Origin of the sequence: Collinsella sp. CLA-ER-H5, assembly GCF_040092375.1 — a bacterium.
Lineage (GTDB): Bacteria > Actinomycetota > Coriobacteriia > Coriobacteriales > Coriobacteriaceae > Collinsella.
In genome coordinates, this window is record NZ_JBBNLR010000029.1 from 1 (window position 1) to 22,598 (window position 22,598).

Here is a 22,598-nt window from a genome sequence, read left to right on the forward strand (position 1 = left end):
GGCCTCCATAGCCTCTCCACCTGCGGAAACGGTGCGACGGCCAGGTGCCGGGGGCTATTCCCGCGTTGCGCTAGCTGCGGAAACGCGGGGCCCGTTCAGGCTGTTGCGTTGAGATTGAAAATCAACCATTCCGAGGAAGACGCGGCTCAACGGCCCACTTTAGAAGGCAAAAGCGAGTCAGATAGTATAAACTCTCATGCACCATATGTACACGGCTCGCGATGCGGGCCGTTTTTGCAAGGGTTATCCATCGAGGTGAGAGGCACACCATGATTGCAATTTTAAAAGAGAGCGCCAGCGACGAGGCCGTCAGCCATATCGTCAGCTGGATTGAGAAAAAGGGCCTGAAGACCGATGTCTCGCGCGGCGAGAATGAGACGATCATCGGCCTGGTGGGCGATACGACCAAGATCGACCCGTTCCTGCTCGAGTCCATGGATGTCGTCGAGCGCGTGCAGCGCGTCTCCGAGCCGTTCAAGCGCGCCAACCGCAAGTTCCACCCCGAGGACTCCGTCATCGACTGCGGCCACGGCGTCAAGATCGGCGGCGATCAGTTCCAGGTCATCGCCGGCCCGTGCTCCGTCGAGGGCGAGAACCTCATCCGCATCGCCCGCCGCGTGAAGGCCGCCGGTGCCACGATGCTGCGCGGCGGTGCCTACAAGCCCCGCACTTCCCCGTACGCCTACCAGGGCATGGGCCCCGCCGGTCTGGACCTGCTGTGCGAGGCGTCTGCCGAGCTCGACATGCCGATCGTCACCGAGATCATGGACCCGCGCGACGTGCAGGTCTTCCTGGACAAGAAAATCGACGTCATGCAGATCGGCGCCCGCAACGCCCAGAACTTCCCTCTGCTCAAAGAGGTCGGCAAGACCAAGACTCCGATCTTGCTTAAGCGCGGCATGTCCGGCACGATCGATGAGCTGCTCATGGCCGCCGAGTACATCATGAGCGAGGGCAACGACAACGTCATCCTGTGCGAGCGCGGCATCCGCACCTTCGAGACCCGTACTCGCAACACATTCGACCTCAACGCCGTGCCGGTGCTGCACCACCTGTCGCACCTGCCCGTCGTCGCCGACCCCAGCCACGCCACCGGCTACACCCGCTACGTTGAGCCCATGGCGCTTGCCGCGACCGCCTGCGGCGCCAACGGCCTGGAGATCGAGGTCCACGACGAGCCGAGCCGCGCCTGGTCCGACGGCGCCCAGGCCCTCACCCCCGATCAGTTCGACGACACCATGCGCCGCATCCGAGCCATCCGCGAGGTCGTCTGCCAAGAGACCATGGAGTAGCCCATGGGTACAGTGAGAAACGCGCGCGTTAACCAGGGCGGCCCCAAGTGCGCCGGCATCGTCGGCCTTGGCCTCATCGGCGGCAGCTTTGCCCGCGGCTATGCGCAGGCAGGCGTCCGCGTGCTGGCCTGGGATCCCGATGACGATGTCATGACGGCTGCCAGCATGGGCACCGTTGCCGGCGAGCTCAACGACGAGACGCTCGGCGAATGCGACATCATCGTCCTGGCTTGCTATCCCGAGGCATGCATCGAGTGGCTCGAGGCGCACGCCCAGGCGCTCGCCGACGCCACCGACACCGAGGCCATCATGGGCCCCGTGGTGATCGACACGGTGGGCGTCAAGGGCATCGTGTGCGAGCGCGCCTTTGAGCTAGCCCGCGAGCACGGCTTTTACTTTGTGGGCGCGCACCCCATGGCGGGCACGCAGTACTCGGGCTATGCGCACTCCCGCGCCGACCTGTTCCAGGGCGCCCCGCTCGTGCTCGTACCGCCCGCGGTGGACGATGCGCTCAAACTGGAGCTTTTGGGCCAGGTGCGCGAGATGGTACGCCCCTTGGGCTTTGGCAAGTTCAGCGTGACCAGCGCCGCCGAGCACGACCGTGTCATCGCCTTTACGAGCCAGCTCGCGCACGTCGTCTCCAACGCCTATGTTAAGAGCCCGACCGCTCAGGTCCACCACGGCTTTTCGGCCGGCAGCTACCGCGATCTCACCCGCGTGGCGCACCTCAACCCGCAAATGTGGTCCGAGCTCATGATCGACGACGCCGACGCGCTCGCCTTTGAGATCGACCATCTGATCGAATCGCTTGGCGCCTACAGCCGTGCGCTCAAGGACCGCGACCAGCGCTATCTGGAGAATCTCCTTGCCGAGGGCGACCGCATTAAGCGCGCACTCGACGACGAGGCCTCCCACTAGACAACCCATCACGCCAGGTCGAAAGGACCGAAGCTTATGGCGATTACCATCGATATCGACACTGCACGCCCCTACCAGGTGCATGTTGGCACGTTTTTGCTGGAGCAGGCGGGACCGCTCGTGCGTGCCACTGCCGGCGGCACCCGCGCCGTCATCGTGACAGACACCAACGTGGGCCCGCTCTACCAGATGCCCGTTAAGCAGAGCCTCGAATCCGCAGGCTATGAGGTGAGCATCTGCACCTTCGAGGCCGGCGAGGCCCATAAGCGCGCCGAGACCTACGTTGCCATTTTGGAGTTTGTGGCCGAGCACGAGCTTTCGCGCTCCGACGTGATCGTGGCACTCGGCGGCGGCGTCGTGGGCGACGTGGCGGGCTTTGTGGCCGCCACCTACATGCGCGGCTGCAAGTTTGTGCAGATCCCCACGAGCCTGCTCGCCATGGTGGATTCGTCGGTGGGAGGCAAGACCGCCATAGACCTGGCTGCCGGCAAGAACTTGGCCGGCGCCTTTTGGCAGCCGAGCGTGGTTATCGCCGACGTGGGGTGCCTGGCCACCCTCACGCCCGAGCAGTTCGCCGACGGCTGCGGCGAGGTCGTCAAGCACGCCGTAATCGCCGACCCGGAGCTTTTCGCCGAGCTGGAGAAGACCCCGCTCACGCTGGAGCTGCTCAACCAGGACGTGGCTCGCGTAGCGCTCATCATCGCCCGCAACATCGACATCAAGCGCGCCGTGGTCGTCGCCGACGAGCGCGAAACCAACCAGCGCAAGCTCCTCAACTTTGGACACAGTGCCGGACATGCCGTCGAGGCCTGCGAGCACTTTGAGCTGGGACACGGCAACTGCGTGTCGATCGGCATGGGTATCATCACGCGCGCCGCGGCGCTTCATGGCATCTGCGACGCCGAGCTGCCGGGCCGCATCGAGGAGCTCTGCGCACGCCACGGTCTCAAGACCCGCTGCGAGCTTTCGGCCGACGCCGTCTTTGCCGAAGCACTGCACGATAAAAAGCGCGCCGGTGACACGATTGACCTGGTAATTCCGCACGGCATTGGCCGTTGCAGCATCGACCGCACGCCGCTTTCCACCTTCCACGATTTAATTGCCGAGGGCCTCGGCCAGAAGGGAGACGCTTCCGCATGCTAGCCCGCATCACCCCGTCCCCGCTCAAGGGCACCGTTCCCGCCATCGCGTCCAAGTCGATGGCGCATCGCCTCATCATCTGCGCTGCGCTTGCCAACGGCGAGACACACGTCACCTGCAATACCACCTGCGCCGACATCGAGGCTACGGTGCGTTGCCTTACGGCCCTGGGTGCTCGCATCGAGACCGTCGAGGACGGCTTCCAGGTCCACCCCACCATGAAGAGTGTTGAGTTTGGCCTGCTCAAGGCCCTTGCCGGCGGCACGCTTGACTGCGGCGAAAGTGGATCCACGCTCCGCTTTATGCTGCCTGTCGCCTGCGCGCTGGGTGCGGATGCCACCTTCGTAGGCCAGGGCCGCCTGGGCGCCCGCCCGCTCTCCCCGCTCTCGGACGAGATCATCGCCGCCGGCTGCGACCTACAGGGTCTGGGCGGTTTTCCGCTCAAGACGAGCGGACGCATGCGCCCGGGCACCTTTGTGCTTCCGGGCAACGTGAGCTCGCAGTATATCTCCGGCCTGCTGCTGGCAGCCCCGCTGCTGGCCCAGCCCTCCTGCGTGCAGGTAACCGGCCTCATTGAGAGCCGTCCCTACATCAACCTGACGATCCAGGCCATGAAGGCCTTTGGCGTCGAGGTCAACGTCGAGCGCATTCCGGCCAAGGACGGCCAGCCCGAAGTCACGAACTTCCGCGTGAGCAGCGGCTCGTACCGCACGCCCGGCAGCGTAGCCGTCGAGGGCGACTGGTCCAACGCCGCCTTTTGGCTGTGCGCCGGCGCTATCGGCGCCGACCCCATCACCGTGGAGGGCGTATCCCTGAGCTCCGCGCAGGGCGACCGAAACGTGCTCGCCGCGCTTTCGCGCTTTGGCGCCCGCATCGTGCGCTCCACCAACGCCGCCACCGTGCAGTCCGACAAGCTCGCCGGCTTTGAGATGAGCGCCCACGACATTCCGGACCTGGTGCCCGTCATCTCGGCCGTGGCCTCGTTGGCACAGGGCCGCACCTTTATTCGCGATTGCGCCCGTCTGCGCATCAAGGAATCCGACCGTCTGGCCACCACCACCCGCGAGCTCTGCGCGCTGGGCGCGCAGGTGCGTATTGCCGGCGACGATCTCATCATCAAGGGCGTCGACGCCTTCACCGGCGGCGAGGTCGATTCGCACAACGACCATCGCATCGCCATGATGGCCGCTATCGCCGCGAGCCGCGCCACCGGCGAGGTCGTGATCCACGGCGCCGAGGCCGTCAACAAGTCCTATCCCGATTTCTTCGACCACTACCGCCTGCTGGGCGGCAAGGTCACGCTCGAGGAGGAATAGCATGTCCTCGACCTTTGGCAACGTCTTGCACTTAAGCATCTTCGGCCAGTCGCACTCCCCCGCCATCGGCTGCTCCCTCGATGGCATTCCGGCGGGCATCGCCGTTGACCAAGAAGCGCTGCAGGCCTTTTTGAACCGTCGCGCCCCCGGTCGCGACGAGACCGCGACCAAGCGCCGCGAGGCCGACGCCGCCCAAATCATCGCCGGCGTGGTCGATGGGCACACCACCGGCGCGCCCATTGCCGCGATTATCGAGAACACCAACACGCGCTCCAAGGATTACTCCGAGCTGCGCCGCAAGCCCCGTCCGGGACATGCGGACTTCCCTGCACGCGTGAAGTATCACAACATGCACGATGTCGCCGGCGGCGGGCATTTCTCCGGCCGCCTAACGGCACCCCTGTGCATCGCCGGCGGCATTGCGCTGCAGGCACTCGAGGCCTGCGGCATTAAAGTGATGGCGCATGTGGCGCAGATCGGCGGCATCTCCGACCTGCCGATGGACGATATGGTCTATCGCGAGGCCGACCGCAAGGCGATCCTTACGAACGATCTGCCGTGCATTGACGCCGCCGCAGCCGGCCGCATGCGTGAGGAGATCCTAGCCGCGCGCGACGAACTCGACAGCATCGGCGGCATCGTGGAGTGCGGCATTTACGGGCTTCCCGCAGGCATCGGCGACCCCATGTTCGACGGTATCGAGAACCGCATCGCGCAAATCGCGTTTGGCATTCCCGCCGTAAAGGGCGTGGAGTTTGGCATGGGCTTTGCCGTCGCCGCCATGCGCGGCAGCGAGAATAACGATCCGTATCGCATAGATGCCGAGACCGGCAAGATCGAGGTCGAGTCCAACAACGCCGGCGGCATCCTGGGCGGCATTTCGACCGGCGCGCCCGTCATGTGGCGCATGGCCGTAAAGCCAACGCCCTCGATTGGCCGCGAGCAGCAGACGGTGGACATGGACGCTATGGAAAATGCCGAGCTCTCGGTCCACGGCCGCCACGATCCCTGCATCGTCCCCCGAGCCGTCCCCGTAGCCGAAGCAGCCGCCGCCCTCGCCATCTGGGACGCCCTCCTCGAAGACGCCGCCCAGCGCTAACTACCCACCCCTCAACATCCCCCGACACGTGAAAGGGGTCTCCATGGACCTTGCTGACATCCGCCAGGCCATCGATAGCATCGACACCACGCTCCTCAACAGCTTTGTTGAGCGCATGGACATTGCCACCGAAGTCGCCAAGTCAAAAATCGAGATGGGCAAGGCCGTCTTCGACCCCGCCCGCGAGCGCTCCAAGCTCAATAACCTCGCCAGCCGCGCACCCGAGCGCTACGAAGCCCAGACTATCACCCTGTTCCGTCTCCTCATGAGCATGAGCAAGGCCGAGCAGCAGCGCTATATCAACGAGCTCAAGGGCATCACGGTCTCGCAAAGGGCACTCGCCACGGCCGAGGCCTTCGATACGCCCTTCCCCCAGACGGCCACCGTCGCCTGCCAGGGTGTTGAGGGCGCTTACAGTCAAATCGCCGCGTGCAAACTCTTCGACGTGCCCGACATCGCGTTTTTCGAGACCTTCGAAGGCGTTATGCGCGCCGTGCGCGACGGCTTCTGCGAGTTTGGCGTGCTGCCCATCGAGAACTCCACCGCCGGCTCGGTCAACGCCGTCTACGACCTGCTCGCCCAGTTCGACTTCCACATCGTGCGCTCGCTTCGCCTCAAAATCGACCACAACTTGCTCGTCAAGCCCGGCGCCAAGCTTGCGGACGTGCACGAGGTCTACAGCCACGGCCAGGCCATTGCCCAATGCGCCGGCTTTATCGAGGCGCACGACCTGCACGCCACCAAGTACCCCAACACGGCCATGTCGGCCGAGATGGTCGCCAGCTCCGAACGCACCGATGTTGCCGCGATCGCATCGCGCAGCTGCGCCGCACTCTACGGCCTGGAGGTACTGGAGCCCAACATCCAGGACTCGGACAACAACTACACGCGCTTTGTCGTCATCAGCCGCGAGCCACGCGTCTACCCCGGCGCCAACCGCACCTCGCTCATGATTACCACGGCCAACGAGCCGGGCGCACTCTATCGCGTACTCGAGCGCTTCTACGCGCTCAATATCAACCTCATCAAGCTCGAGAGCCGCCCCATCCCCGGGCACGACTTTGAGTTTATGTTCTATTTTGACCTGGACTGCCCCTTTGGCAGCAAGGCCCTCGATGACCTGCTCGATTCCATCGACGACGTGTGCGAGAGCTTCACCTACTTTGGCAGCTACACGGAGGTGCTCTAGATGACCGATACCGCCGCAACCCGCCCCTACGGCGTGCTGGGCCGCGTGCTGGGCCACAGCTACACCCCGACCATCTACAAGGAGCTCGCGGGGCTCGAATACGTGCGTTTTGAGCGTGAGCCCGAGGACCTCCAGGCTTTTATGACGGGTGACGAATGGGAGGGCACCAACGTGACCATCCCCTACAAGCGCGCCGTCATGGAATACCTGGACGAGCTGAGTCCACTCGCCGAGCGTATGGGAAACGTCAACACCATCACGCGCCTGCCCGACGGCCGCCTGCGCGGCGACAACACCGACTACTTCGGCTTTCAGTGCCTAGTCGAGGAGCTGGGCGTTGAGGTCGCCGGCAAAAAGGCCCTCGTGCTTGGCGCCACCGGTGGTGCCGGCACCACGGCAAGCATGGTGCTCGGCGACCTGGGCGCCACCGTGGTGCCCGTGGGCCGCACGAGCGAGGTCAACTACGACAACATCGCGCAGCAGTCCGACGCCGCGTTGCTCGTCAACTGTACGCCTGCCGGTATGTTCCCCCACTGCCCCGACGCGCCTTGCACGCTCGAGGGGCTCGATGTGCTCGAGGGCGTCATCGACATTGTCTACAACCCTGCACGCACGGGACTCATGCTCGAGGCCGAGCGCCGCGGCATCCCCTGCATCGGCGGCCTGCTGATGCTCGTGGCCCAGGCGGCGCAAGCCGTTGAGCGCTACACCGGCCAGGTCACTTCGCGTGAGCGCATTCTGGACGTAACGGAGCGCCTGTCACGCCGCGAACAGAACATCGCGCTGATCGGTATGCCGGGCTCGGGCAAGACCCGCGTGGGTGAGCAGATCGCCCTGCTCACCGGACGCGAGCACATCGACTTGGATCGTGCGCTCGAGGAGCGCCTGGGCATGCCCTGCGCCGACTTTATCGTCGGGCGCGGCGAGGCGGCCTTCCGCGAGCAGGAAACGGCGGCTCTAGCCGACATCTCCAAGCGCAGCGGACTTGTGCTTTCCACCGGCGGCGGCGTGGTCACGCGCGACGAGAACTATCAGCTGCTGCACCAGAACAGCCAGATTGTGATGCTCAACCGCAAGCTCGACGAGCTCGCCCACAAGGGCCGCCCCATCACGGCGCGCGATGGCATCGACAAGCTCGCCGAGCAGCGCATGCCGCGCTACCGCTCCTGGGCCGACTACATCATCGACTCACGCGACTGCGCCGCCAACACCGCCCAAGCCCTCCTCGACACCCTCCCATCCGCTCTCTAATCAAAACCACCACAAAGGGGACGGGCACCTTTGTGGTGGTTTTCCAATCGCAAAGGAAGCAACCATGAAAGCACTCGTCATCAACGGCCCCAACCTCAACATGCTCGGCATTCGCGAGCCGGGCATCTATGGCAGCGACAACTACGACCACCTGGTCCAGATTTGCCAGGAGGCAGGCGCCGCGCAGGGCTTTGACGAGGTCGAGGTCTTCCAGTCCAACCACGAAGGCAGCATCGTCGACAAGATCCAGGAGGCCTACGGCAAGGTCGACGGCATCGTCATCAACCCGGCGGCTTACACGCACACGAGCGTCGCGATCCTCGACGCCCTCAAGGCCGTCGCCATCCCCGCCGTGGAGGTCCACATAAGCGCCGTCGAGACCCGCGAGGACTTCCGCCAGGTAAGCTACGCCCGCCTGGCCTGCTTCGCCACCATCACCGGCGAAGGCCTGCAGGGCTACGCTCACGCGATGGAGCTGTTGAGGGAACGTCTCGAAAAGTAAAATGCCAACCCCAACGAACAGTAGCGGCTTGCTCGCGCTCGGCTCCAGCAGCATACAAGACAAAAAAGCCCAGACCACCAAGCGGTCTGGGCTTAATAAACGATGGTGCTCCATGGCGGATTCGAACCGTCGACCTTGGGATTAGAAGTCCCCTGCTCTATCCAACTGAGCTAATGGAGCAAATAACCGCACGCCCAAGCAAGCGCAAGCCTGTCAGGCGCAAGTAATTATAACCTAGTTGAACTGCTCGCGGTACGCCTTGCAGACCTCATCAACCGGGCCGTCCATGCGAAGGTCGCCCTTCTCAATCCAAACGGCGCGCTGGCAGATGCGCTCAACCTGCTCCATGGAGTGCGAAACGAACAGAACCGTCACGTCGCCGCTCTGGATAAAGTGCTGAATACGCGCCTCGCACTTTTGCTGGAAGAACACATCGCCGACGGACAGCGTCTCGTCAACGATCAGAATATCGGGCTCGGTGATCGTCGCGATTGCAAAGGCGATACGCGCCACCATGCCCGAGGAGAAGTTCTTAAGCGGCATGTCGACAAAGTTCTGCAGCTCAGCGAACTCGATAATGCCGTCAAAGTTGGCGTCGATGAACTCCTTGGTGTAGCCGAGCAGGGCACCGTTCAGATAGATGTTCTCGCGGGCGGTCAGCTCGGGGTCAAAGCCGGCGCCAAGCTCAATCAGCGGCGCGATGTTACCGTGCACCTTAACGCTGCCCTCGCTAGGCTCAAGCACGCCAGCGATAATCTTGAGCATCGTAGACTTGCCGGAGCCATTGGTGCCAACCAGACCGACAACTTCGCCGCGATGAATATCGAACGAGATGTGCTTAAGCGCCCTAAACTCCTCAAAGAACAGCTCGTGCTTGGCAAGCTTAATGAAATACTCCTTGAGGTTGGTCAGCGACTCGGACGCCATGTTAAAGATCATGGTGACGTCGTCGACCTCGACAGCCAGAGGCTGCTCGCTGTAATCAACAACAGATTCAGTCATCACAGCACTCCTTAGATGTAGAGGATGAACTTGCGCTCGGACTTATGGAACACGGTGTAGCCAATAGCAAGCGCAAGAACCGCCCAAGCGACGCACATACCAAGCGTCAAGAACGAAGGCGTGGTCTGGAACAGGAAGATGTCACGCATAAACTGCAGGTAGTTGTACATGGGGTTCGCATAGACCAGGATGCGCACGATATGGGGCATTTGCGCAACGAAGTCGGTCGTCCAGAAGATGGGCGTGATATAGGTCCACGCCGTGATGACGACACTCCACAGATGCATAACGTCGCGGAAAAAGACGGTGAGCGCCGAGAGCATCATACCCAGGCCCATGCAGAAGCACATAAGCAAGAACAGGCAAACAGGCAGCAGAATGAGGTGCCACGAAGGCATAACGCGGAACCACAGCATAACGATGGCGACGGCGACCAGCGAGAAGGCAAAGTTGACCAGCGAGAAGAGCACCTTCTGCACCGGGAAGACCCAGCGGTGAACCTTGACCTTCTTGAGCAGCGGAGCTGCGCCCACGATCGACGTCAGCGCCTGGTTCGTAGACTCGGACATGACGGCAAAGGTGACGTTACCCACGATCAAGTACAGCGGGTACATCTCGGGCGTAATAGAGCCGTTGCGACCCTGGGCAAAAATCGTCGAGAACACGATGGCCATGACGATCATCATCAGCAGCGGGTTGAGCACCGACCACGCAACGCCCAAAACACTGCGACGATACTTAATCTTAAAATCCTTGGTAACCAGCTGACGAAGGATAAACGCGTCCTTCTCAAATTCGTTCTTAGCAAACGTCGCAGGCAGACTGCGAGTTTCTTGTTGCTTTGTCTGATCCGACACGGATGCAACTCCTTTACTCGTAATCGTTGACAAACGAACAGTATAGACCCGACAGACAGGCAAACGAATCGCGCAACAAAACTGGAGAACTAACCCACATCTTAGGATGCCAGGCGCAAACGGCTATACTTTCAGAGATTGAAATTCAAAGGAGCATTGAGTGAATTCTGAATCCATTGCCGTCATTATCCCCTGCTACAACGAAGCACTTACGATCGGTAAGGTCATCGACGACTTTCACCGCGAGCTTCCGCAGGCGACGGTTTATGTCTATGACAACAACTCGTCGGACGAGACCTCCCGCATCGCAGCAGAGCATGGCGCGACGGTTCGCTTTGAGCCGCGTCAGGGAAAGGGCAACGTCTGCCGCCAGATGTTTCGCGATATCGAAGCTGATTGCTACCTGATGGTCGACGGAGACGATACCTACCCCGCCGAGGCGGCCAAAGCCCTCTGCGAGCCTATCCTCAACGGCACGGCCGACATGACCGTGGGTGACCGCCTTTCCAACGGCACCTACGCCGAGGAGAACAAGCGTGCCTTCCACGGCTTTGGCAACAACCTGGTACGCGCCATGATCAAGTGGATCTATGGCTACAGTTTCGATGACGTCATGACCGGTTACCGCGCCATGAGCCGCCCGTTCGTCAAAACCTTCCCCGTGCTTTCCGAGGGCTTTCAGATCGAAACCGAGCTCTCGATCCACGCTGTCGACCACCGCTGGCGCATCAAAGATGTACCCATCGAGTACCGCGACCGTCCCGAGGGCTCCGAGTCCAAACTCAACACCGTCAGCGATGGCATTAAGGTCGTCGCGATGATCGGCACGCTGTTCAAGGACTACCGCCCGCTAAAGTTCTTCACCCTGGTCGCAATTCTATTCGCGCTTATCGGCCTCGCCCTGGGCATGCCCATCGTTGTCGAGTATTTCCAGACCGGCCTCGTCCCGCGCTTCCCCACCGCCATGCTCGCCGCATCGTTTATGTTCCTGTGCGGCCTGAGCCTTGCAACCGGATTCATCCTCGACTCCGTGGCAAAGGTCGAAAAAAAGCAGTGGGAAGTCAACGTGTACAGCAAATACGCTTTCGATGACTATCGCAGCGACAAAACGAACGCGAGGTAAATCGCCATGCCGCTCATCTCCATCGTCGTGCCGTGCTACAACGAGCAGGAATCGCTTCCGATCTTTCTCAAAGAGCTCGATGGCGTTGTCCACGCCATAACGCAAAAGCACCCCGAAATCTCATTCGAAGCGGTCCTCGTCGACGATGGCTCGGCAGACGCAACGCTCACCGTCATGAAAGCCGAGGCCGCGGGCTCGCATCCATATACCATTCATTGGTACTCCTTCTCGCGCAACTTTGGTAAAGAGGCGGCGCTGTTTGCCGGACTCCAGCATGCAAAGGGCGACTATGTTGCCACCATGGATGCCGACATGCAGGACCCGCCCTCGCTCCTGCCGCAGATGTACAAGATCTTGCAGACCGAAGACTACGACAACGTCGCCACACGCAGAACCACTCGCGAGGGCGAGCCTCCCATCAGGTCGTTCTGTGCCCGTATGTTCTACAAGATCATCAACCGCATTTCCAAGGCCGACATCGTCGACGGAGCACGCGATTTTAGGCTTATGAAGCGACCTATGGTCAACGCCATCATCTCCATGGGCGAATACAATCGATTCTCCAAGGGCATCTACGGCTGGGTCGGCTTCAAGACCAAATGGCTCCCCTACGTAAACGTCAACCGCGTGGCCGGCGAGACCAAATGGAGCTTTTGGTCGCTGCTCCTCTATTCCATCGACGGCATCGTCGCGTTTTCCACGGCGCCACTCTCCCTCGCCGCCCTCACGGGTATCGTCTTCTGCCTCATCGCCATCCTGGGATTTATCGTCATCCTAGTAAAGACGCTTGTCTGGGGCGACCCCGTCGGTGGATGGCCGTCGCTCGCCTGCCTCATAACGTTGTTTGGCGGCATGCAGCTTCTGTGCTTAGGAATCATTGGCGAGTACCTGGCAAAAGCCTACTTGGAAACCAAGCCACGTCCCATATATATCATTCGAGAATCCAACGAGGAATCTGATGACACGGCCCAATAACAGCACGCTCAAGAATGTGGCGTTCTACGCCGCCTGCTTCACGTTTTCCGTCGCACTCTTTGTCGCACTTGCAGCGGCGGGGCATGTCTACCCCTTTGGCGACAACTCGTTTCTCACTGACGATCTCAAATACCAATACATCGACTTCTTCGCGTGGTTTCGCCGCGTCCTTTTAGGCGAGGCAAACCTTCGCTATTCCTTCTCGCAGGGACTCGGCATGAACACATGGGGGCTCTATAGCTACTATCTCGCCAGCCCCTTTAACTTGCTCTGCGTACTGTTTCCTCAAGACAAGCTGACGCTCTTTGTGTTTGCTATCTCCGCGCTCAAGCTCGGCTGCATCCACATCAGCAGCGCCTGGTTTCTGCAAAAGCGCTTTGACCTGTCCAAGCCCGCCGCATTCTTGCTATCCCTCTCGTTCACGTTTTGCAGCTGGACCATCAGCAACCTGCGCAACCCACTCTGGATTGATTGCCTTATCCTGCTACCCATCTGCGCCTACGGATGCCACGAGCTCATCCGCAAGCGGCGCATGATGCGTCTCGTCATTGCAACGGCGCTCAATGTCATGTTCTGCTGGTATACGGCCTATATCAGCATCCTGTTCCTCTGCATCTTCGTATTGGTCGAATTTGTCGATTATGTTGCAGAAGATGGATTTAGCTGGAAGCTCATGCTCGATCGGGCTCTGCGATTCGCCGGGGCTATCGCGCTTGGACTGCTTCTGTCCGCCTGGACCTTTTTGCCGACCATCCTTGCCATGTCCAAGGGCGGACCCGTTCTGGCACTCGGTCCCCTACTTAAAACCAGCCTCAAGTCGCTCATCAGGGGCTTTCTTCCCTGCATGTGGGTAAACAACGAAAGCACACCGCAGTTCTATTGCGGCATCATCATGATGCTGCTCGCGGTGAGCCTGCTGGTCAACCGCACGGTTTCAATCAAGACGCGCATCGCAACACTCGTCGTCACGATAATCCTGGTCGCAAGCTCCGTTTTGAGCCCGCTCGAGTACATCTGGTGCGGCATGCGCGTTCCCAATGGCTTCTACTCGCGCACGGCTTTTTTGCTGAGCTTCTTTGCGCTGTGGGCCGCAGGATACGCGCTGCAGAAACTCAAAGAGCGGTCAACATTACGTCGAGCCTATCGTCCGGCAATCATCATGCCACTCCTGGCACTCACGGCAATTGAACTATTTGCCAACGCCCATGTTATGTGGAACCAGATGTACACAGGCTATTCCGAAGAAGCCAACAGCGCCTATGTCACCACCGCAACCGACACGATCAAGGCTATTCAAGACCAGACTTCGGCGTCGTTCTACCGCATGGACCGCACGACCACACGCGTCGACAGCGCCGCCCTCAACGAAGGCCTGGCGCTTGGGTACAACCAGTTGTCTTCGTATTCGTCTGCCAACAACCCGCAGGCCATCGCACTGCTCAACTCCCTTGGATACAGCAGCGTCGGCGAATTCTCGACCCGCTATGCCGAGCCCATTCTCGCCATCGATGCCCTGCTGGGAGTCAAGTATGCCATTCCTGAAAACGCGCCTGCGGGATACGTTTTAGCCAAGACGAATCAGGCCGACTCCACAAGCGCGGTGTACGAGAACCCCTATGCGCTCAGCATAGGCGTCGCAGCCTCAAGCGATATCCAAAACAGCACGCTGAAGAGCGAGAACCCTTTCGAAAAGCAGAACGACCTCTACAGCAAAATCCTAGGCCGCGAGGTCGAGCTCTATACCAAAATCGAGGCCACGAGCACGGAAAATAGCGATAGCTTGAAGGAATGGAGCGTTACTCTTCCGGCAAGCTCCATCGGGTATCTCTACATCGACAAAGATACGACCGCCGGCAGTTATTGGCCCGTCACCCTTACCATCGACCAGCGAACGATCGAAAACGAGGCCTGGAGATTCGACAATAATATCCGCCAGATTGCGGATGCATCGGACGCCCCGAGCCAGCATACGGTGTCAATCGGAGTCGCAGAGGGTTATACGGACATGCCCCAAGACAATGATCCGGTCTTTTACGCCCTCAATCTGGACGTTTTCGAGCAGATTATGAACGAGCTTAAGACGAACGAATTTGTTCCGACGGTTTTTAAGGACGGAAGGATCGAAGGCGAGTATACCGCCAAGTATGACGGCAACCTGCTGCTGAGCGTTCCGTACGATGAGGGCTGGAACATAACGGTAAACGGAACCGCCGCAGAACTAACGCCCGCCGCCGATAAGGGCCTGTCGTCCCTGAACGTGCAGAAAGGCGCGAATAGGATCGTGATGACCTACAAGACTCCGGGTGCCCTTGCGGGGCTTGCAGTGAGTCTGGCGACCACCGTCGCCCTTGTTACAGCGGGGCTATACGCCAGGCATAAGAAAAGCCGCCGTTAACAAGCGGCGGCTTTTACTCTCGAAAAGTTAATAGCGGCTAGAGCGTCTTGAGGTACTCCCCCAGCTCTTCCTCCCAGTCGGGCATGTTGAACCCGACCGACTCGAGCCTGGAAAGGTCGAGCGCGGAGTGGACCGGGCGCGGGGCGACGGGACTGGCGGCGCTCGCGTAGTAGTCGGCGGTCGATACCGGCAAGACCTTGTCCCCGTTGCCGTTGGCGGCCTCGAAGACGGCACGGGCGATGTCGGCCCAGCTCTTCACGGCGCCGGAGCCGGTGCAGTCGTAGGTGCCGTAGGGGGCCTTCGCGTCCAGCACATGGAAGATGGCCTGCGCCATGTCGCGCGTGAAGGTCAGGCGGCCCAGCTGGTCGTCCACGACCGTGACCTGGTCCAGCTTGTCGTCCGGGTCGGCTACGCGGTCGGACAGGCACTTCATGGTCTTGACGAAGTTGTGGCCCTCGCCGATGACCCAGGAGCTGCGCATGATGTAGTGGCGCGGGCACCCCGCCACGGCGATGTCGCCGGCGGCCTTGGTCTGGCCGTAGACGGACAGCGGGCTGAGGGGCTCCTCCTCGTCATGGACCTCGGCGGTGCCGTCGAAGACGTAGTCGGAGGACACGTGCACGAGAGTGATCCCGTGCTCCGCGCAGGTGCGGGCGAGGAGGGCCGGCCCAGACGCGTTGGCCTTCCAGGCGGTCGCGCGGCCCTCGGGGGTCTCCGCTTTATCCACGGCCGTGTAGGCGCCGCAGTTGATCACGGTGCCGTAGAGCGACCAGTCGTACTGCGCGTAGGCCGCCGGGTCGGACATGTCGAAGGTGTCGATGTCGCAGAAGTCGAAGTCCTTGGCGACGCCGCGCTCCTCGGCCAGCGCGCGGACCGCATGGCCCAGCTGGCCGTTGCAGCCGGTGACGAGGGTGCGCCTGGGAGCCATGGGGACGACGTCCTTCAGCATCGGGTGGTTGAGGTCGGCCTCGGAGACGGTGGCCTCGGCCAGCGGGATCGGCCACTCGATGGCGAGCTCGGGGTCGGCGAGGTTCACGAAGGTGTAGGTCCTCTTGAGCTCGAGGGACCAGTGGGCATCCACCAGGTAGGTGTAGGCGGTGCCGTCCTCCAGGGCCTGGAAGGAGTTGCCCACGCCGCGCGGGACGTAGATGGCCCTGGACGGGTCGAGCGTGCAGGTGAACACCTTCCCGTAGGTGGCGCTGCCCTCGCGCAGGTCGACCCAGGCGCCGAAGACCGAGCCTCGGGCCACCGAGATGAACTTGTCCCAGGGCTCCGCGTGGATGCCGCGGGTGACGCCGCGGCTGTCGTTATAGGAGATGTTGTTCTGGACGACCCTGAGATCGGGGATGCCCAGGGCGGTCATCTTGGCGCGCTGCCAGTTCTCCTTGAACCAGCCGCGCGAGTCGCCGTGGACGGCCAGGTCGACGACCTTGAGGCCCTCGATGCCGGTCTCGGCGACGGAAAGGTCCTTCTCGAATGCGATATCTGCCATGTGGGAAAAGCTCCTATCGAAGAGGTTGGATAACCGGGGGCGCCCGCGCGGGGACGCAGGATCATCCCCATGCCCTGCGGCCCCGCGCGGGCGCCCCGCGGTGCGCTTCGCCGGGGTGTGGCCTACTGGCCCTGTGCGCGGTAACGGGCCTCGGTGGCCTCCTTGGCCGGGCGCCACCAGGACTCGTTCTCGACGTACCAGTCGATGGTCTGCTTCAGCCCCCCGGCGAAGTCGGTGTGGGCCGGCCTCCAGCCCAGCTCGCGCTGGAGCTTGGTGGAGTCGATGGCGTAGCGGCGGTCGTGGCCGGGGCGGTCGGCGACCCAGTCGAAGTCCTCGGGGTCGCGCCCCATCGCCTCCAGGATCATGCGCAGCACGGTGATGTTGTTCCTCTCGCCGTCGGCGCCGATGAGGTAGGTCTCCCCCATGCGACCCTTCGTAAGGATGTCCCAGACGGCCGAGGAGTGGTCCTCGGTGTGGATCCAGTCGCGGACGTTCTCGCCCTTCCCGTAGAGCTTGGGGCGGACGCCGTCGATGATGTTCGTGATCTGCCTGGGGATGAACTTCTCCACGTGCTGGTAAGGGCCGTAATTGTTGGAGCAGTTGGAGATCGTGGTGCGCAGGCCGTAGGTGCGGGTCCAGGCGCGGACCAGCATGTCAGAGGACGCCTTGGTGCTCGAGTACGGGCTGCTCGGGTGATACGGCGTCTCCTCAGTGAACTTCGCCGGGTCGTCGAGCGCCAGGTCGCCGTAGACCTCGTCGGTGGAGACGTGGTGGTAGCGGATGCCGTACTTGCGGACGGCCTCCAGCAGGCGGAAAGTGCCCTCCACGTTGGTGCGGAGGAACGGCTCGGGGTCGGCGATGGAGTTGTCGTTGTGGCTCTCGGCGGCGTAGTGCACGATGGCGTCGTGGCCTGGGACGATGCGGTCCAAAAGCTCGGCGTCGCAGATGTCGCCCACGACGAGCTCCACGCGGTCGGAGGGCAGGCCCGCGATGTTCTCGGGGTTGCCAGCGTAGGTCAGCTTGTCCAGGACGGTGACGTGGACGCCCGGGTGGTTGTTCACGACGTAGTGCACGAAGTTGCTGCCGATGAAGCCGCAACCGCCCGTGACGATGATGTTCTTAGGTTCAAAAATCTCAGACATGAAAATCCAATCTGAAGCAAGTACAGCTTCTTTAGTATGCCGCAGGAAGTGACGCCGCGACACTATTCAACAAAACTATCGGACATTTCGGCATGCGATAAGAGCCATGACCTTCGCAGAATTACTTCCCCTACAAAACGCCTCCGGAATGCAGTCTTTGTCGTAGTGAAAAACCGAATCCCCAGTTATTTCACGTAAGTAATGTCCTGTTTTGGCGCCGACCGGGAAATAGCATAACGATGATTCCCGCGATCTTGATAAACAGGGACGAAAGAATGGTTTTTTCCGCTCGTCTTAATCTTGTAAATCTCATCCACGCTATACGGAAGATTGGGGAAATCAGCCCTTGAGATCAGCACGAAATAATTCGAGGAATACAGCACATGATGGGCAAACTCATCAGAATGGATCTCTTTTAAGCCCTCATCGACAAATACAATCGAGTCATGAACGGACGAAAGCTGGTTTCGCCAATCATAATCGGTCAGGGCGACACAGGGACAATCGCATTGCAAGGAAACACCCGACTGCTCGCCCGTTCGCATGTAGTCTGCGACCATGTCAACCAGTGTCGTCTTACCCGTGCCGCTATCGCCACGCACAATAGTGATGTTCCGTTTGATGGTAAATGTGTACTTGGTTCCCCTGCGGCGGGAAATCTTAACGAGATGCGAACCGTTCATAAGCAGCACCTACAGATACGGAATCGACTCGTGAATCAATTCAGCCATGTTGTGAACGATTCGGCCGCTATTCACGACTTTAATTTTAAAATCCTCGCGACCAAAGTCCATCACATGATAGAGATTCACAACGAGCTTGCGGTCTTTTGCCATGTCGAGAATCCACTTGGCACAGTTGTCACCACAGGTAGAGGCGTTAAAAATATGCTTACGATCAAATCTCATAAGCAGCAGCGTTTTCACGCCACCAGAAAGCTGGAGTGGGGAGATGGATCCAAGCACAGGGCTTTCGATGACGTTTTCGGAGACAACATCCGATCGATCGACATCTTTAATTATCGAGACTGCATAGGGATCCGTAATCCAAGTAGACCGGTAAGAGTTTTTGAAATATGTCGCTGTGTTGTAAATCGCTTCTGGCATATCGCCAAAGTAGACGCTTAACACATCCACTCCCAATCATATTATCTTTATGGCCAACGTAATCATAACGAAAGGGGCCACCAGATAAACGGTGACCCCTAAAAGAAAACAAGCTGGCGCTAGTACTCGCGCGGGCTGTTGACGATCTCGCCGGCGGCGACCTTCTTCAGGTGCCGGCCGTAGACCGACTTGCCGTAGGCCTTCGCGGCCCCCTCGAGCCCGGCGGTCGTGATCCAGCCGTTCTCCCAGGCGATCTCCTCGGGGACCGAGACCGGCAGGTCCTGGGAGTGCTCCACGGCGCGGACGAACTCCGCCGCCTCGTGCAGGCTCTCCATGGTGCCGGTGTCCAGCCACGCGTAGCCGCGGCCGAGGGTGACGACGGACAGCGTCCCCTCCTCCAGGTACATCTGGTTGAGCGTGGTGATCTCCAGCTCGCCGCGGGCCGACGGCTTGACCTCGTGGGCCTTGGCGGCCACGTCGCCCGGGTAGAAGTACAGGCCGGTGACCGCGTAGGAGCTCTTGGGGCGCTCGGGCTTCTCCTCGATGGAGACGGCCCTCCCCTGCGCATCGAACTCCACGACGCCGAAGCGCTCGGGGTCGTCCACGTGGTAGCCGAAGACCGTGGCGCGGCCCGATTGCGCGTTCTCGACGGCCTTCTTCAGGTGGCGCGACAGGCCGTTGCCGTAGAAGATGTTGTCGCCGAGCACCAGGGCGCACGGCTCGCCGGCGATGAAGTCCTCGCCGATGGTGAAGGCCTGGGCCAGGCCGTCCGGCGAGGACTGCTCGGCGTAGGAGAGGTTCACGCCGTAGCGCGAGCCGTCCCCGAGCAGGCGCTCGAAGTTGGGCAGGTCGGTCGGCGTGGAGATGACCAGGATGTCCCGGATGCCCGCCAGCATGAGGGTGGACAGCGGGTAGTAGATCATGGGCTTGTCGTAGACCGGCAGCAGCTGCTTGGAGGTCACGAGCGTAAGCGGGTACAGGCGGGTGCCGGACCCGCCGGCGAGGATGATGCCTTTCATAAAAATCCTCTCGATTGACAATTGTTGAGCAAAAGCCGCAGATTACAGAAGCATAGCTAATTAAATTATACGCACCGGCAGCAACCTCCCCATATTCTTATTTAAATCGGACAGCAGAAACACGCAACTCTTTCTGCATTTCTAGCGAGGTAACAAATGAAAAAGTACAATGGGCAGTGTCCAACAAACGAAAGGCAAACAATGCGAGTCGAAACAACCGGAGTATGCAGAGGAAACTGGAAAATATACCAGCAGCTTAAGATTGAAGGTATCCAGAAAGGCTCCAGCGTAACAGCCCAGGCGGCTACAGACGATAACCGCTGCTTACCTTTATCCCTCCTAAAATTCCGGGACAATAGTTGTGACTCGAACTCATACGTCCTTGTAATCCCCGATCCCGATGCTCGCACCATCAAAATTGAGTTTAGCGAAATCGGCCAAGACGGCCGCACCCTGAGCAGCGACTCCCTTTCGCTAAATTGCAAGAACATCAAATGGGAGTCGCGCCTTAACTACAAAATTAAACCTGACATGTGCAGCAAACTCCGAAACTACGATGACGTTTCAGAGTTTGACATGGCAACAATTGATTTCTGGCAGTGCATCGAAGATTCAAGCGACTATATCCTTAGGTGCACGGTGAGAACACCTTATCGTAGCGACTCCAAAATCAAACTTCGCTGCCTCGATCGAGCCCTCAATGAAGTTGATTTGAGTATCGTCAATTTCGGTTCGAATGTAACAAGCGTTGGATTTACGTCCGAGAAAAAGCAACTTGAAACGCAGCTCTCGATTCGCATGCCAAAGGCGTTCAATCGTTACTACTTTGTTATTGAAGATCAAAATCACCCATCATTCAATGCATTTGACTGCTTAACACCCGATAAGTTAGGCTTCCTTCTTGAGGAGACCAACTTCCTCTTTACCCATGCGCAGTTCGACCCTGAATACCCCGAATGGTTCACGGAGCATAAGGCAACCATCGGCGCTCTGGAGAAGCAGAGAAAAATCGTCTTCAACAGTGCTCCGAAGTTCAGCATTATTGTCCCTCTATACAACACACCCATTTCGTTCTTTAACGATATGACCGAATCCGTAAAAAACCAGTCTTATGCAAACTGGGAGCTCATCCTAGTTAATGCAAGTCCTGACAATCAGGAACTAAAGGGTCGCGTTGAGCAGGAGACGGCCCACGACAACAGAATTAAATCAATTAACCTTACCGAGAATAAGGGCATTTCCGAAAATACAAACGCCGGCGTTGCCATCGCTTCGGGCGATTTCGTTAGCTTCTTTGACCATGACGATATTCTTGAACCGGATTTGTTGTTCTCATATGCCGAGGCAATTGAAAACAATGATGGCGTCGATCTTCTTTATTGCGACGAAGACAAGCTCATGCCCGATGGAAAGCTAGCGCAGCCGTTCTTTAAGCCGGATTTCAATATCGATCTGCTCAGAAACAATAACTATATCTGCCATATGCTTACCATCCGTAAGTCTCTGCTTGACACCCTAGAACCGAACACGAAAGAGTTCGATGGAGCACAGGATCATAATCTGACTCTCCGCGCCGTGGAAAAGGCGAGGAAAGTTCATCATGTTGCAAAGGTTCTATATCACTGGCGCCTAAGCGAGACCTCCACCGCGGCAAATGCCGATAGCAAGCCGTATGCCACTATCGCAGGCATCAAAGCTGTTCAGAATCATTTGGACAGGCTTGGGCTCGATGCGAAGGTCGAACAAGCGCGTCGTCCCTTTACATATAAAGTAACCTACGCTGTACCAGATTCCCATCCACTCGTGTCAATTATCATCCCGACTAAAGACCACGCCGACATTCTGAATAACTGCATCACGTCAATTGTTGAGAAATCAACATATGACAATTATGAGCTTGTCATAATCGAAAACAACAGCACGGAAAAGGCAACATTTGATTACTACGATAAGTTGCAAGCTAAATATCCTGATATCGTTCGCCTTGTAACTTGGGAACACGAATTCAATTTCTCCAAGCTCATGAACTTTGGCGTGGCTCACGCCAAAGGAAACTATCTCTTACTGTTGAATAACGATACTGAGATAATTACCCCCAATTGGATTGAGACCATGCTTGGCATCTGCGCACGTGAGGATGTTGGCGCAGTTGGTGCAAAACTCTACTATCCCGACAACACCATTCAACACGCGGGCTTATGCGTCACTGGTGGCGTGGCAGGACATCTTTGCCAAAGCATGCCAAAGGATAACTGGGGCTACTTTGCACTCAACGATGCACAACAAGACTTCAGCGCCGTCACTGCAGCTTGCATAATGACCAAGCGTAGCGAATATGAGAAAGTCGGAGGTTTCACGGAGGAGCTTCAAGTTGCATTTAATGATGTTGACTTTTGCTTAAAGCTACGCGAGATCAACGACCTGATCGTATACACGCCAGAAGTCGAGCTCTATCACTACGAGTCGATTTCTAGAGGCGTTGAAAACAATACGGAGAAGCAGATTCGCTTCCACAAAGAGGTCGCGTACATGAATTATCGCTGGGCAAAATACTATGTCGAAGGCGATCCATACATGAATCCAAATTTAACTGTCGAGGAACCAATTAATCGTTACTACCATCTATAAACCGTCGTTTACGATAATCGGATCATTTGAGGCCGCACCCGATCCCAAGATCGTGGTGTCCTATGGCGCGTGCGGCTGCACTGGTGGCATCTTCTACGACAACTACTGCGTCTGGGGCGGCACGGACAAAATCTTGCCGGTCGATGTCTACA

General features: G+C 59.2%; 19 protein-coding genes, 1 tRNA gene and 1 pseudogene. 13 read left to right on the plus strand and 8 right to left on the minus strand.

All coding sequences use genetic code 11. The annotated features are described in order from the left end of the window. The first annotated feature begins 269 nt into the window (after positions 1-269). The 8 genes from aroF to aroQ all read left to right on the plus strand — a co-directional run bounded on the left by aroF (position 270) and on the right by aroQ (position 8,707). Entirely contained in the window at positions 270-1,292 is a 1,023-nt protein-coding gene (gene aroF / locus AAAX31_RS09380; protein ID WP_117786071.1) for a 3-deoxy-7-phosphoheptulonate synthase, read from the plus strand. Positions 1,293-1,295: 3 nt separating this feature from the next. Continuing rightward, positions 1,296-2,210: a prephenate dehydrogenase/arogenate dehydrogenase family protein gene (locus AAAX31_RS09385; RefSeq protein WP_117583253.1), complete on the plus strand. Its 915-nt coding sequence runs from the start codon at positions 1,296-1,298 to the stop codon at positions 2,208-2,210. A gap of 36 nt (positions 2,211-2,246) precedes the next feature. Beyond that, on the plus strand, positions 2,247-3,353 hold the full coding sequence (gene aroB / locus AAAX31_RS09390) for a 3-dehydroquinate synthase (protein ID WP_349077027.1): 1,107 nt from the start codon (positions 2,247-2,249) through the stop codon (positions 3,351-3,353). Then, positions 3,347-4,666: a 3-phosphoshikimate 1-carboxyvinyltransferase gene (gene aroA, locus AAAX31_RS09395; protein ID WP_349077028.1), complete on the plus strand. Its 1,320-nt coding sequence runs from the start codon at positions 3,347-3,349 to the stop codon at positions 4,664-4,666. The genes aroB and aroA overlap by 7 nt, the downstream gene beginning before the upstream one ends. Before the next feature lies 1 nt (position 4,667). After that, positions 4,668-5,765 carry a chorismate synthase gene (gene aroC, locus AAAX31_RS09400; protein WP_117848390.1) on the plus strand — a complete coding sequence of 366 codons (1,098 nt, stop codon included), beginning with the start codon at positions 4,668-4,670 and terminating at the stop codon, positions 5,763-5,765. Positions 5,766-5,808: 43 nt separating this feature from the next. Then, complete coding sequence (pheA, locus tag AAAX31_RS09405; RefSeq protein WP_349077029.1) at positions 5,809-6,954, plus strand: prephenate dehydratase; 1,146 nt, start codon at positions 5,809-5,811, stop codon at positions 6,952-6,954. Further along, positions 6,955-8,205, plus strand: coding sequence for a shikimate kinase (locus AAAX31_RS09410; protein ID WP_349077030.1), 1,251 nt, complete (start codon positions 6,955-6,957; stop codon positions 8,203-8,205). A gap of 64 nt (positions 8,206-8,269) precedes the next feature. After that, positions 8,270-8,707, plus strand: a complete 438-nt coding sequence (aroQ, locus tag AAAX31_RS09415) for a type II 3-dehydroquinate dehydratase (protein ID WP_349077032.1) — start codon at positions 8,270-8,272, stop codon at positions 8,705-8,707. Positions 8,708-8,810: 103 nt separating this feature from the next. On the opposite strand, the gene AAAX31_RS09420 is transcribed toward aroQ, so the two are convergent. The 3 genes from AAAX31_RS09420 to AAAX31_RS09430 all read right to left on the minus strand — a co-directional run bounded on the left by AAAX31_RS09420 (position 8,811) and on the right by AAAX31_RS09430 (position 10,566). Next, positions 8,811-8,887, minus strand: a tRNA-Arg gene (locus tag AAAX31_RS09420). A gap of 54 nt (positions 8,888-8,941) precedes the next feature. Then, positions 8,942-9,709 carry an ABC transporter ATP-binding protein gene (locus AAAX31_RS09425; protein ID WP_006236046.1) on the minus strand — a complete coding sequence of 256 codons (768 nt, stop codon included), beginning with the start codon at positions 9,707-9,709 and terminating at the stop codon, positions 8,942-8,944. A gap of 11 nt (positions 9,710-9,720) precedes the next feature. Further along, complete coding sequence (locus AAAX31_RS09430; protein ID WP_249934391.1) at positions 9,721-10,566, minus strand: ABC transporter permease; 846 nt, start codon at positions 10,564-10,566, stop codon at positions 9,721-9,723. Positions 10,567-10,726: 160 nt separating this feature from the next. On the opposite strand from AAAX31_RS09430, the gene AAAX31_RS09435 reads away from it, so the two are divergent. From AAAX31_RS09435 to AAAX31_RS09445, 3 genes are read left to right on the plus strand one after another with little or no spacing between them, the layout of a single operon-like run. Next, positions 10,727-11,689, plus strand: a complete 963-nt coding sequence (locus AAAX31_RS09435) for a glycosyltransferase family 2 protein (protein WP_349077034.1) — start codon at positions 10,727-10,729, stop codon at positions 11,687-11,689. Between the two features lie 6 nt (positions 11,690-11,695). Beyond that, positions 11,696-12,664: a glycosyltransferase family 2 protein gene (locus AAAX31_RS09440; RefSeq protein WP_349077036.1), complete on the plus strand. Its 969-nt coding sequence runs from the start codon at positions 11,696-11,698 to the stop codon at positions 12,662-12,664. Next, positions 12,648-15,059 carry a YfhO family protein gene (locus AAAX31_RS09445; RefSeq protein ID WP_349077037.1) on the plus strand — a complete coding sequence of 804 codons (2,412 nt, stop codon included), beginning with the start codon at positions 12,648-12,650 and terminating at the stop codon, positions 15,057-15,059. The genes AAAX31_RS09440 and AAAX31_RS09445 overlap by 17 nt, the downstream gene beginning before the upstream one ends. A 37-nt stretch (positions 15,060-15,096) precedes the next feature. On the opposite strand, the gene AAAX31_RS09450 is transcribed toward AAAX31_RS09445, so the two are convergent. The 5 genes from AAAX31_RS09450 to rfbA all read right to left on the minus strand — a co-directional run bounded on the left by AAAX31_RS09450 (position 15,097) and on the right by rfbA (position 19,818). Next, a complete protein-coding gene (locus AAAX31_RS09450) occupies positions 15,097-16,551 on the minus strand; it encodes a sugar nucleotide-binding protein (RefSeq protein WP_349077039.1) in 1,455 nt (484 codons plus the stop codon). Positions 16,552-16,673: 122 nt separating this feature from the next. After that, positions 16,674-17,693: a dTDP-glucose 4,6-dehydratase gene (rfbB, locus tag AAAX31_RS09455; RefSeq protein WP_349077041.1), complete on the minus strand. Its 1,020-nt coding sequence runs from the start codon at positions 17,691-17,693 to the stop codon at positions 16,674-16,676. Positions 17,694-17,878: 185 nt separating this feature from the next. Next, positions 17,879-18,376 (minus strand): Fis family transcriptional regulator, encoded by a 498-nt coding sequence (locus tag AAAX31_RS09460; protein ID WP_349077042.1) that lies wholly within the window; start codon positions 18,374-18,376, stop codon positions 17,879-17,881. 9 nt (positions 18,377-18,385) lie between these two features. Continuing rightward, complete coding sequence (locus AAAX31_RS09465; RefSeq protein ID WP_349077044.1) at positions 18,386-18,829, minus strand: DUF4869 domain-containing protein; 444 nt, start codon at positions 18,827-18,829, stop codon at positions 18,386-18,388. 89 nt (positions 18,830-18,918) lie between these two features. Next, entirely contained in the window at positions 18,919-19,818 is a 900-nt protein-coding gene (gene rfbA / locus AAAX31_RS09470) for a glucose-1-phosphate thymidylyltransferase RfbA (RefSeq protein WP_349077046.1), read from the minus strand. A 156-nt stretch (positions 19,819-19,974) separates the two neighbouring features. On the opposite strand from rfbA, the gene AAAX31_RS09475 reads away from it, so the two are divergent. Together AAAX31_RS09475 and AAAX31_RS09480 are read left to right on the plus strand one after the other, a co-directional pair. After that, positions 19,975-22,446, plus strand: coding sequence for a glycosyltransferase family 2 protein (locus AAAX31_RS09475; protein ID WP_349077047.1), 2,472 nt, complete (start codon positions 19,975-19,977; stop codon positions 22,444-22,446). A gap of 40 nt (positions 22,447-22,486) precedes the next feature. After that, a pseudogene (locus AAAX31_RS09480) lies at positions 22,487-22,598 on the plus strand (hydrogenase); the annotation flags it as partial.